The 12,142-nt window shown below is 44.4% G+C and carries 12 protein-coding genes; 3 read left to right on the plus strand and 9 right to left on the minus strand.

Going from position 1 to position 12,142, the window contains the following annotated elements:
- Positions 1–435 precede the first annotated feature (435 nt).
- The gene (locus ACHUET_RS03255; protein ID WP_394210623.1) at positions 436–1,635 is read left to right on the plus strand and encodes a sugar transporter; all 1,200 of its coding nucleotides are present in this window, start codon (positions 436–438) and stop codon (positions 1,633–1,635) included.
- A gap of 48 nt (positions 1,636–1,683) precedes the next feature.
- Here the strand turns inward: ACHUET_RS03255 and arfB are convergent, their stop codons facing one another.
- The 6 genes from arfB to ACHUET_RS03285 form a co-directional block, all read right to left on the minus strand.
- Positions 1,684–2,097, minus strand: a complete 414-nt coding sequence (gene arfB, locus ACHUET_RS03260) for an alternative ribosome rescue aminoacyl-tRNA hydrolase ArfB (protein ID WP_394210625.1) — start codon at positions 2,095–2,097, stop codon at positions 1,684–1,686.
- 76 nt (positions 2,098–2,173) lie between these two features.
- Complete coding sequence (locus ACHUET_RS03265; protein ID WP_394210627.1) at positions 2,174–3,028, minus strand: HpcH/HpaI aldolase/citrate lyase family protein; 855 nt, start codon at positions 3,026–3,028, stop codon at positions 2,174–2,176.
- Between the two features lie 216 nt (positions 3,029–3,244).
- A complete protein-coding gene (locus ACHUET_RS03270; RefSeq protein ID WP_286708012.1) occupies positions 3,245–4,006 on the minus strand; it encodes an SDR family oxidoreductase in 762 nt (253 codons plus the stop codon).
- Between the two features lie 51 nt (positions 4,007–4,057).
- Positions 4,058–4,840, minus strand: coding sequence for an SDR family NAD(P)-dependent oxidoreductase (locus ACHUET_RS03275; RefSeq protein ID WP_238037170.1), 783 nt, complete (start codon positions 4,838–4,840; stop codon positions 4,058–4,060).
- Between the two features lie 3 nt (positions 4,841–4,843).
- Positions 4,844–5,851, minus strand: coding sequence for an NADP-dependent oxidoreductase (locus tag ACHUET_RS03280; RefSeq protein ID WP_394210630.1), 1,008 nt, complete (start codon positions 5,849–5,851; stop codon positions 4,844–4,846).
- A gap of 22 nt (positions 5,852–5,873) precedes the next feature.
- The gene (locus tag ACHUET_RS03285; protein WP_394210632.1) at positions 5,874–7,679 is read right to left on the minus strand and encodes an acyl-CoA dehydrogenase; all 1,806 of its coding nucleotides are present in this window, start codon (positions 7,677–7,679) and stop codon (positions 5,874–5,876) included.
- Positions 7,680–7,952: 273 nt separating this feature from the next.
- Between ACHUET_RS03285 and ACHUET_RS03290 the strand changes: the two genes are divergently transcribed.
- A complete protein-coding gene (locus ACHUET_RS03290; RefSeq protein ID WP_394210634.1) occupies positions 7,953–8,963 on the plus strand; it encodes a GlxA family transcriptional regulator in 1,011 nt (336 codons plus the stop codon).
- 36 nt (positions 8,964–8,999) lie between these two features.
- On the opposite strand, the gene ACHUET_RS03295 is transcribed toward ACHUET_RS03290, so the two are convergent.
- Positions 9,000–10,280 (minus strand): LD-carboxypeptidase, encoded by a 1,281-nt coding sequence (locus tag ACHUET_RS03295; RefSeq protein WP_394210636.1) that lies wholly within the window; start codon positions 10,278–10,280, stop codon positions 9,000–9,002.
- A 236-nt stretch (positions 10,281–10,516) separates the two neighbouring features.
- Here ACHUET_RS03295 and ACHUET_RS03300 point away from each other — a divergent pair, with 236 nt between their 5' ends.
- A complete protein-coding gene (locus tag ACHUET_RS03300; RefSeq protein WP_394210638.1) occupies positions 10,517–10,996 on the plus strand; it encodes a YkvA family protein in 480 nt (159 codons plus the stop codon).
- 157 nt (positions 10,997–11,153) lie between these two features.
- Here the strand turns inward: ACHUET_RS03300 and ACHUET_RS03305 are convergent, their stop codons facing one another.
- Positions 11,154–11,459 carry a hypothetical protein gene (locus ACHUET_RS03305; RefSeq protein ID WP_394210640.1) on the minus strand — a complete coding sequence of 102 codons (306 nt, stop codon included), beginning with the start codon at positions 11,457–11,459 and terminating at the stop codon, positions 11,154–11,156.
- 91 nt (positions 11,460–11,550) lie between these two features.
- Complete coding sequence (locus ACHUET_RS03310) at positions 11,551–12,099, minus strand: hypothetical protein (protein ID WP_394210642.1); 549 nt, start codon at positions 12,097–12,099, stop codon at positions 11,551–11,553.
- Positions 12,100–12,142: the final 43 nt, after the last annotated feature.

The following is a 12,142-nucleotide window of genomic DNA, read 5'->3' on the forward strand; positions in this document are numbered from 1 at the left end:
CATGCGCTTTACCAAGGTTATTTTATATCGTGCTGGAAGTTGCAAGGTTTATCACGCTGCCATGAAACGGTTGTCACGGACGGCGATAATAAAACTGTTAAACCCACGATAGATCGTTCAATGATGATAGCACAACAGATAGCAGAAAATAAATACCGATATGTTTACTTATTTTTCAATAGTAAATGGTTAGGTTTTTAAATTAAAAGTACCTCATATTGAAGGTTAATTTTCTTTATTTATCCCGTATTTTTCATTGAATCTCTTTTCCTAAGCCTCTCAAGTTGAGCTTTGGGTTAACAATCCTTATCAAAAAACATCTTTTACAATCGACTTTGGCTTGCTATCTTGCCTCGCGACGCTTGTATTCCAAGAATATCTGCCCCACCTTGACTTATCACCCGCCGTATTAGCACCTGCTTTGTATTGGATTTTATGAAAAATAACATTGAGACGAGCGCAAACGCTCGCCGAACTCAGTATTTTCAAGTATTTTTGATGGGCGTTAGTGCCTTTATTATGAACACCACAGAATTTGTCCCTGTGGCACTATTGAGCGATATCGCCCAAGATTTCTCTATCACCACAGCAGAAACGGGCTGGATGTTGACGCTTTATGCTTGGATTGTGGCAGCGATGTCATTGCCGCTGATGCTATTGACCAGTCGATTTGAGCGCAAACGGTTGCTCTTAGGGCTGTTTGCTGTCTTTATTGCCAGTCATGTGCTATCTGTATTTGCATGGAGTTTTGACGTACTACTCATTAGCCGAGTTGGGATTGCGCTGTCGCATGCGATATTTTGGTCCATCACAGCAGCAATCGCCATACGTGTGGCACCCGAAGGCAAAAAAGCCATGGCGCTGAGTGTGCTCGCAACTGGGACGTCGCTTGCGATGGTGCTGGGTGTGCCATTAGGACGCTTGGTTGGTCAATGGTTTGGTTGGCGGGCGACATTTGGCGGTATTGGTGTCATTGCGCTGATTGTTTTTGTGTTGCAAGCAAGACTGCTGCCTACACTGCCTAGTATGTTTGAGGGGTCTTTTAGAAAGATTCCAGAACTACTCAAAAACCCACTATTGGTCTGCCTATATTTGCTTATCTTGCTCGTCTTTACCGCACACTATACGGCCTACTCTTACATAGAACCCTTTATGCGTCAGGTCGGTAATATCAGCGAAAACGCGGCTACTTTTGTGCTACTGCTGTTTGGGGCGGCAGGCATTGTGGGTAGTGTGATATTCAGTCGTTGGGGTGATAGATATAACACCCAACTGATGCTGATATCTACGATATTAATACTTGTCTCTATGCTGACACTGCTATTTGTCGTGACGTCTGTATGGGCGCTTAGTGTTAGTGCACTGCTTTGGGGCGCGGCACTCATGCTGCTGATTATCTCAATGCAGGCAAAGGTCATCATGGTCGATGTCAATGCACAAGACATGCTGATGTCGATGTTCTCAGGTATTATTAATTTAGGTATTGGAACGGGCGCTTTGTTTGGTGGCTATGCAGTGACGCATATCTCGATATCAAGCGTGGGTTATGTTGGGGCCGTCATTGCTGGGATCGCCTTGCTATTGATGCTATTTATGATCAAGCGCTTCCCTGAATTGAGTAAAAGACTTGGTTAGGTAAGAGAAGACATATAGCCAGTTCAAAGTGAATAACCCATTCTGTGTTTAGTAATCCACTTTACCGCGTAAAGCTTTGGTTTTACCGCGCTGGGTTTTTTGATCCACGCGTTTACGTTTGGCATTTCGACTGGGTTTGGTCGGCCGTCTGGTTTTATTAACATGAGTGGCTTTATTGATAAAGCTTTGTAGCCTTTCAAACGCATCGATTTTATTGCGCTCTTGTGTGCGAAATTGCTGCGCTTTGATGATGAGTACGCCCTCTTTGGTGATACGGTTGTCTTTGCTGTTTAGCAAGCGCTGCTTATACTCATCACTTAGGCTTGATGAGTGGATATCAAAACGAAGATGGATAGCAGAGGACACTTTATTAACATTCTGCCCGCCTGCGCCTTGTGCGCGCATGGCACTAATCTCTACCTCATTATCATTGAGGCTAATATGGTTGTTGATAAAAATCATAATGTGCTTTTATATATGAGTAGATATGGCTCATGATAAAGCATTATAGATTTGCCTGCTACTTTGCTAATAACCGCTACCTATCCAATAGTTGACGACTACGCGCAATCACTGGCGCATCGACCATCTCGCCATCTATTTTGAACACCGCTTGCCCGCTTTTCTCATACTCTTCTATCACCCGCGTTGCAAACGCAAGCTCACGGTCTGTTGGCTTCAAGGCTTGATGAACGATCTCTACTTGCTTGGGATGAATGCATAACGTCCCTGCCATACCCATTTGTGACCACAAATTTACTCGATTACTTAACCCTACTCCATCTTTGAAATCAGGATAAATGGTATCGATTGGCGGCGATAACTGGTGTACTTTTGAGGTCAAAATAAGCTGATAGCGAATCTGATTGGCAACTATCTCCGCTGATGGCGTCCCTACTTGTACTTGCAGATCATTACACAGATCCAAAAACCCATAGCTAAAAGCGACCAAGCCTACTGCTTTTGCCATGCTATCGATTTGGTATAGCCCGATGGCACTCTCTATCAAAGCGATTACAGGTAGACCTGTCAGCTGATGTACGCTTTCAATATCAGCTACTTGCTCGGCCTTAGCCAATAACACACCAGCCAAGTTAGGCATTTTCTGGCAAAGCACGATGTCTTTGAAAAACTCTTCGCTACCCGCTTTATTAATGCGCAGCCAAATGGGCCGATAAGTTTGCTCTAAATTTTGCTCATCGTAGTAGCTTTTTAACGCATCTCGAGCCTCCGCTTTGTCTTGTTTGGCAACGGCATCTTCCAAATCTACGATGACGGCATCTGCACCACTGGCAAAGGCTTTTTCTATCCTATCGACTCTAGTTGCAGGTACAAACAGCCATGTCTTATTGTGCGAAATGGCATTAATTTTATTAGTGGTCAATGACTCCATGATTCACTCCTTTTAATTATTTGGACTTATTATGCCACGGTGCCGCCTATTTTTGCTTCGCACTAGTAGCCCATTTAATGGCAAAGTACTCAGAATAGCTATGCGATTTATTAAAAATAAAGTCAAAAAAACCGCACGAAACGTAATCTCATGCGGTTTTGATAGTCACTTTTATTTTTCGAATCATTTTCTATAGATTGTTTTTTAGCTTGCTGATTAAGCCAACATGCCACCATCTACAACGATAGTCGCGCCAGTCGTATAGCTTGACGCATCCGACACGAGATACAATACCGTACCAGCCATTTCATCAGGCTCCGCCACGCGCCCTAACGGAATTGAGTGTAGCGCCATTTTCAAGACTTTATCATTGGTGGTCAAAGCAGAGGCAAACTTGGTATCCGTCAGGCCTGGCAATAGTGCATTCACACGGATATTGAGTGGGCCACATTCTTTGGCAAAGGCTTTAGTCATGCTAATGACTGCCGCTTTGGTGATTGAGTAAATGCCTTGCTTATCGCCTGCCACTAATCCATTGACCGACGCAGTATTTAAGATAACACCGCCGCCTTGTTCTTTCATCATCTTGCCAGCAGCGGTCGACATAAAGAAGTAACCACGGATGTTTACCTCAACCGTTTTATCAAAAGCGGCTAAATCCGTATCTAGAATATGGCCATAATACGGGTTGGCCGCAGCGTTGTTGACCAAGATGTCAATTTGACCAAACTCACTTTTGATGTGTTCAAAAACCGCGTCAATTTGCTCCATATCTCCCACATGACAAGCAAAGGCGCTGGCTTTATGACCGTCAGCTTTGATGCTATCTGCTACTGCTTGGCAAGCATCGATTTTTCGGCTAGAGACAATCACATGCGCGCCTCTTGAGGCCAGCAAACGGGCAATAGACTCACCAATACCGCGACTGGCACCTGTCACTAGCGCAATTTTACCGGTTAAATCAAATAAATCCTTCATCGTTATTCCTTATGTTTTTAAAAACTATATACGTAAGCGTAAAAGTCAATATTATGCCAACATGCCACCATCTAAGGTAAATGCGTGACCATTCATAAAGCTGCTCTCGTCGCTAGCTAGCCATGCAATCGCAGCAGAAACCTCGTCCACCTCGCCCAAACGGCGTAACGGACTGGCCTTAACGGTTGCTTGCTGCGCGCGTTCGTTCATCGTTGCCATGGTGTTACGCACCATTGGTGTATCAATAAAACTTGGACATACCGCGTTAAAACGAATATTGGCGCGGGCGTACTCGTGGGCTGCTGACTTAGTCAGACCCATTACACCATGCTTTGCTGCACTATAGGCTGAGATCATGGGCGCGGAACGTAGACCGGCAATAGATGCCACATTAATCACATGACCACCGCCATTCGGTATCATACAATTGACAGCAGCACGCATACAGTGCCAGACCCCTTTTAGGTTCACAGCGATATTGCGATCAAAGTCATCATCGCTTAGCTCATGCATGGGTGAAGGCTTGTGGTCGATACCTGCGTTGTTTACCACCACATCTATGCCACCTAATGTCTCCATCGCGAAGTCAAACAATGCACGCACTTCATCACCGCTAGTCACATCTACCTTTCTAAAAGTGATGCTGTTACCTGCATCTCGGCCTTGCTGGGCAACAGACTCACCCATTTCTTCTGCCATGTCACCGATCACGACTTTTGCGCCGCGACTGGCCAATAGCAATGCGCTTGCGGCACCAATGCCTGATGCGCCACCAGTGATCAAAATACGCTTACCCGTTACATCTGATGCAATTCCGTTTGTATTCAGTGTCATGATTTATCCCTCTACCTTAAGTACTAGTTTGCCGAAGTTTTCACCGTTAAAGAGCATCATAAGCGTCTCAGGGAATGTCTCGATACCCTCAACGATATGATCTTTTACTTTGATATCACCTGACTGGATCCAGCCAGCAATCTCTTTCATCGCGATTGGATATTCTTTAATATTATCGAACACCACAATACCTTCCATACGAGCACGATTGACCAATAGCGATAAATAGTTCGATGGGCCTTTTACCGCTGTCGTGTTGTTATACTGACTAATAGCACCGCAGATAACGATGCGTGCACGTAGATTAATTTGAGTCAGCACGTCATTTAAAATATCACCGCCAACGTTATCGAAATAGACATCAACGCCATTTGGACAGGTTTTCTTCAGTGCTTTTTTCACGTCTTCGTTTTTATAATCGATCGTCGCATCAAACCCAAGCTCATCGACTAAGAATTTGCACTTCTCGCTACCGCCTGCGATACCAACGACGCGGCAGCCTTTGATTTTAGCAATTTGACCGACCAAGCTACCAACGGCACCCGCAGCACCTGATACCACGACGGTCTCGCCTGCTTTTGGTTGACCTGTTTTTAATAGACCAAAATACCCTGTCATGCCCGGCATCCCAAGTACGCCCAAATAGTAAGGTAGCGGTGCAAGATTTGGATCAACTTTGTGCAATCCTGTGCCATCACTGACCGCATATGACTGCACGCCATCGTGACCTGCAACATAATCACCAACGGCAAATTTCTCATGCTTACTTTCAATCACTTCACCCACCGTACCGGCGCGCATGACGTCACCAATTTGTACTGGTGCGATATAAGACTTGGCATCGTTTAGCCAGCCGCGCATCGCAGGATCGATAGAGATATAATCAACTCTAATCAGTAATTGACCATCGGTAATGGTTGGTAATTCTGTCTCGGTATAATCCCAAGTTTCAGCACTTGGTTCGCCCACTGGTCTTGCTTTTAATCGCCACTGCTTATTTATCGTTGTCATTGCTCTTTCCTTAGAATTGTTCTTAGAACCAGTCTGCTTGCATATCAGTGCAAACAGAATTGGTGTTGTTTAAAATTGCTATATCACGACTGATTAATGGTAGTTCCCAATCGATGAAGTACTTCGCCGCTTGTATTTTGCCTTTATAGAAATTTTGTTGCTCCACATCTTGCGTTGTACTTAGTAGTTGTTCGGCTTTACTGGCTTGACGAATCCAAATCCAGCTCAGCACAATTGAGGCAAAAATATTCATCAGCGCCTGCGCATTGCCCGTTAGCGTGATGGCTTCTTCTTTCTGCAACACTTTGCTTAGATGCACCAACACTTCATGCAAATGACCCATATAAGGTGTTAATTTACCCGCCAGTGCCGCACTCTCAGGCGTGGTGATGCTTTTTAAATCCTGCGTGATTTCACGCTTTAATATTTGGATACCAAGACCACCTTTTTGCCATAATTTTCGGAATGACAAATCTAGTGCCTGTACGCCATTTGTGCCTTCATGGATAGGATTGAGACGATTGTCACGCCAAAACTGTTCGGCATGATATTCACGCGTATAACCAGCGCCGCCCAGTACTTGAATACCCAAATCATTGGCTTTTGGCCCATATTCAGACGGCCATGCTTTTAGTACTGGCGTTAGTAAATCCAATAGTTCGGTCAGCTCGTTCTTTAACGTTTCGTCTTCACAGGTATTAATACGGTCGATTAGGTTTGAGCCGTATAGGCACAATGAGATACCGCCTTCAGAATAGGCTTTTTGCGCCAATAGCATGCGCTTGACGTCACCGTGCTGGATAATGGCAGTCGCATCATCTTCAGGTTTATTGTTTGGAGCAATGCGCCCCTGCGTGCGATCTTTGGCATAATCGAGCGAATACTGATAACCGCGATAGCCAATCATCGCCGCCCCGAAGCCAACTGCAATACGTGCCTCGTTCATCATTTTGAACATGTAACGCAGACCAAAATGCTCATCACCGATCAGATAACCATGGCACTCACCTTCATCGCCGAAGCTCAATGCCGTAGAAGTCGCACCTCGATAACCAAGCTTATGAATCAGTCCGGTCAGATGTACATCATTGCGCTCGCCGACAGACATATCATCGTTCAAGCGATACTTAGGTACGGCAAATAAAGAGATGCCTTTAACGCCACTAGGGCCACCGGGAATCTTAGCCAATACTAGATGGACAATATTTTCAGACAGTTCATGATCGCCGCCTGAGATATAAATCTTGCTGCCTTTGACACGATAGGAGCCATCGTCTTGTTTGACCGCGGTGGTTTTGATGTCGGCAAGTGACGAGCCCGCGTGCGGCTCTGTCAGCGCCATGGTTCCAGTGAACTCACCTGTCAGCATACGTGGCATAAAGGCGGCTTTGATATCCTCACTGGCAAAATGTGAGATGACATTAATTGCAGCAGTGGTCAAAAATGGATAGGCCGTCGTTGATGGGTTGGCTGCCATAAAATAGCCTGCCACCGCGGTCATGACCGTTTCAGGTAGCTGCATACCACCGTCTTCAAAACTGTAACGACCAGCGATAAAACCCGACTCGCGAAACGCATCAAAAGCGACTTTGACATCGCTTATCATGCTGACTTTTTTACCATCAAACTGCGGTTCGTTCTTGTCTGCCAGATGATTATGCGGTAAAAATAAATCCGTCGCGATCTTATTCGCGGTATCTAATACCGCATCAAAGGTCTCACGGCTATGCTCTGAAAATTTCGAGTGCTGGGTGAGTGATTCTGTTCCCAATACATCGTACAGCTGGAACGGTAATTCAAAGTCGTTGATAAGGGTATCTGCTGCCATAGTCGTCTCTTTTAGTAAAGTTCAAATATCGTAAGTCATGAAAATCCGTTTATCTTACTGCCACCTGTAATGGCTTTATCTCTTCTATTTACTGCACCGTTGAGTAAGGCAAAACAAGGGTCATAAATGCTTATCAATTGATATTAAGCTAATTTAGCGCTTTGCCGTATTGTCATTTATGACATAATCATGGTCAAATAAGACAAAATTTTAAGAAAAATTCATTAAAAACACCCTATTCTTAACAAGCGTACCTAAAAACGCGAGAGCCTTATGCCTTATTTCAAACCGTTTAAAGTAATCATTCTTGGCTTCGATGGTGTGCTTGGTAGTGTGCTCGCTGGCGCCTTAGATCTGTTTTCATTTACAGGGGTCAGCTGGCAGCGATTTTTAGATGAGGACGTAGAGCCACGATTTAAGGTACAGATCGCAAGCTTGGGTGGCGGTGCTATCAGATGTAGTAATCGCTTAATGGTTCATGCCCATTGTGATATTCAAGACGTGACAGAGTGTGACTTATTGCTAGTACCTACCATTGGCGATTCTATTGATAAGGTGCTCAGGCAAAATAGTGAGCTGCTCCCGCATTTAAAGCGACTGGCCAATACCAACGCGGATATTGCCAGCAACTGTAGCGGGGCTTTTTTCTTGGCGGAGGCAGGGTTGTTAGATCATAAAGTCGCTACAACCCATTGGGGCTATGCCAATAAATTTAAGGCAGACTTTCCACTGGTGGACTTACAAGAGAACCAGTTTGTTACTCATTCAAGTAACGATTCTGGCAATATATTTTGTGCGGCAGGCGGTAGTGCTTTTTATGACTTAGGATTGTTATTAATAGAGCGCTACTGCGGGCGGGAGATCTCTACACAAGTGGCAAAAACTCAGATTATTGATAGCAAACGAGGCAATCAGAATAGCTATACCAATGTGACTTTACACAAGCCGCATTCCGATCAGTTGGTCAAACAAGTCCAAGAATTTATCGAACAAAATTTTCGACAACCAATACAAGTCAGTAGTTTGGCTGCCATGGTAAATATTACCCCGCGCACCTTGAATAGACGCTTTCAAGCCAGCGTGGCGATGCGACCCGTTGAGTATATTCAGGCTGTCAGAATTGAGCAAGCCAAGCGCTTACTTGAGTTAGGCGATGTGACTATCAAGTCCCTTGCCGATCAAGTCGGCTATGATGATATCTCTTCGTTCACACGATTGTTCAAACGTGCGACAGAATTAACGCCCAAAGAGTATCAAGACAAGTTTTCGCGATTGGCGATTTAAGATTGGTCGTGTCTAATGTTTATGGATACTTAGTGTTTAAGCCGTCTGCCATAACCCTTCCACATTGATAGCATCCGCCTTGATGGTGGGATAATCGGTGAATGACAATTGATAGCCGCCCACTGTATTAGGAGTCAGCTGACAAGTGGCACCAAGCGGGAAGCTATGCTTTTTGCCAATATGACCGAAACGCATGCCACTATATATCGGTAATCCGGTCAGCTTATGCAATTGACGAATGACTGTGGCGACATCATAGCGCTTGTCATAGCTGTCCTCACCTGAACCAGACAATGCGCCAAACACAATCGCTTGTTGACCTTTAAACACATCGGCTAAATACAAGTCATACAGCATACGCTCAATACGATACGCCTGCTCGCCTACATCTTCTAAGAACACAATACCGCCATTAATGCGCGGCAAATACTCACTGCCAGTCAGCGCTGAGACCACACTCAAGTTACCGCCCCAAATGGTACCAGTGAGCACTTTAGGCTCGCCCGCTGTGAGTATGGTAGGCAATTGCTGACTGGTTAAAGACGCATCTTGTATGGTGATCGTCAGGTTAGGATTGGTTAGTGCTTGGGCGAACTGCCGACAGCTGACTTGATCGGGGGCAGCTTTGCCAAACTCGCTATAAAGCATAGGCGCGGCAAGTGAACTCATAGACCCTTTTGCCAGTAACGCGCACTGAATCGCAGTCACATCACTGAACCCTGCGAGTATCGTGCCGCGCTCTTTCATAATACGCCCAAGCGTCGTCCAGTCAACCATCGGTAAGAGTCGCATTGCTCCATAACCACCGCGCACTCCCAACAACAGCTTTGGCGCTGCTATCGCTCCGGTCGCGAGGTTTTGGAAATCACTAGCACGCTGCGAGTCCGTACCCGCAAAACGCAAATACTGACGATTGGTAATATCAGGATTACTTATTTTAAACCCAGCACAAGCCATACGATCTAATGCCAACTGATTGCGCTCATCACTACCGCCTACGTTTGAGCTGGCAAAAAGCTGCGTTTCAATCGTAGCCGTAGTGCAACTTGTTATTAGGGACGTTTGTGCTGAGCGCTCATCCAACAACGCAGTCGGCAGATCGTCTTTGGTCAGCTGCGAGCTATTATCTGCCTCAATGGGACTAGCAGCCAACACGTGAGAAATACTTTGAGTCGCCAATGCCGCAGCACCTGCGCCAACACCTATTCGACGCAAAAACTGTCGACGGTTTAAGCCAATACTAAGCTCATCAGCTAAGTTTAACGGTAGATTTTTATCTTTTATTGACTGCTGGATGGACGGTGTTTTTGAACCCATACGTTGTTACTACCTATACATTTTTGTTTTTATGATTTATGCATTATCACTTTTTGCAGCAGCGCACATCACAAATGACGCCGTCATACTCAAGCATTGTAACGCATCTTGCCAGCAGTCAAGTTACCCAAGCCTTTACCTATATTTACTTTTTCGCTACCGAGACACACAACATGGGGCGAGTATATTTGTTACTGTACATACAAATTAATCGCAAATAAACAAAGGCAACAATTATGTTTACCAAGAAAAATGATAAAGAAAAAACACTTGTTTCTAATTTGAAATACCTGATTGGAAAAGAAGACAAACTTAAAGAAAAGCTAGAGGACAATAGCTACCTTGAACCTTTTAGCGATGACTTGATGCTATTTATGAGTCTAATCAAAGACTACTATAAAGGTGACTATCGTAAGATTCCTTTTAGAACCATCTCAGCTGGCGTGGTTGGGGCAATCTACACACTAAATCCTATTGATCTTATTCCAGACTCTATTCCGTTTATCGGCTATATCGATGACGCACTTGTGCTTAAGTTTTGTCTAAAACAAGCCCAAAAGGATTTGCAAAAATATAAAGTATGGAAACAAGAGCAAGCGGATGCCAAAAGTAAGCCAGTAGATGAAAAAGATACTGATAAAATTAGTAACGATAAGACCAGCACTGATGAAGAAGATGATAATGAAACCAGTACTGATCTCAAAAAAGCTTCATAACTATTTATGTCTTAACCGATAATTATGTCTTAACTGCTAACTCCTTAACAGCCAAAGCATTGCAGTTTAAAAAAGCCACAGCCATTCACATTGGTTGTGGCTTTTTGTTGCTTTAATGAATCTCACGCTGAACGATTAAACCTTTAAACATCAGATTTTAATTAGGCACATCATAGCTTGCTTTTTCTGGATTGAGCCCGAACGAATACACAAAGGTTGCTACGAGGCTATTGACAATAATAAATGGCAAATCGATCGCAGCATGACCAAGCGCATAACGACCAATCAACCACGAAACAATCAGCATAACGATAAAAAACCCACCCAAGTACGCCAAAATAGCAGGATGCTTGAGATTATAAGGCTGGTCAGTCTTCGGCTGTTTTTCTAATACATACGTTCTTATCGCCCAACCCGCTGCATAAGAAAACCCACCTAACACGACATAACTAAAAAAATTCATATAGCTTGACTCTACTGATTTAACGGCCTGTAGCAAGATCGTTTTGGACAAATACGATTGATTATCAATGATATCTATGAGCAATACTTATCTAATTGCTCTCATTCACATTGTCGATAATGATGTTGGCGTGTGGATTGGCCAATATATCGGTATTGACGTCGTCACACTCTACTCGGTAGATGGTGTTAGCACCTCGATAAATATAAGACAGATACTCACTGTCTAATAGTGGGTCGATATTGGCATAAGCAGGCTTGACATGCGCCAATACTAGCACTCGATCAGGACGTCCAATGACCGCATCGACATTGTCTGGATCAATAGAGAAAAACTGCGGTATGTCACTATTTTCAATCACTTCTAACGCTTCAGGCTCATCCCAGACACGCTTAGCACTTGCAGGCTCTTTCATCTGCATCACCCAAGCGCCGTCTTGTTCGCTAACCTTTATTTGCGCAGGCTCATCTTGACTCACCGTATAACAACCGGCAAAGACAGATAAATCTGCGGCAACTTCAGTATCTGCTTGAGTGCTGCTGTTATCACTACAGCCACTCAAAAGAAGCGCTGTGCTGGCCGTAGCACTGAGCATCAGATACGTCAGTCGCTTATAAAAAACATTTGAGCATAAAGACATAATAAAGCTATCCTGCGGTCATGTATGGGAGACTTGCATTGAG

It is taken from the genome of Psychrobacter piscatorii (assembly GCF_043641605.1).
Lineage (GTDB): Bacteria > Pseudomonadota > Gammaproteobacteria > Pseudomonadales > Moraxellaceae > Psychrobacter > Psychrobacter piscatorii_C.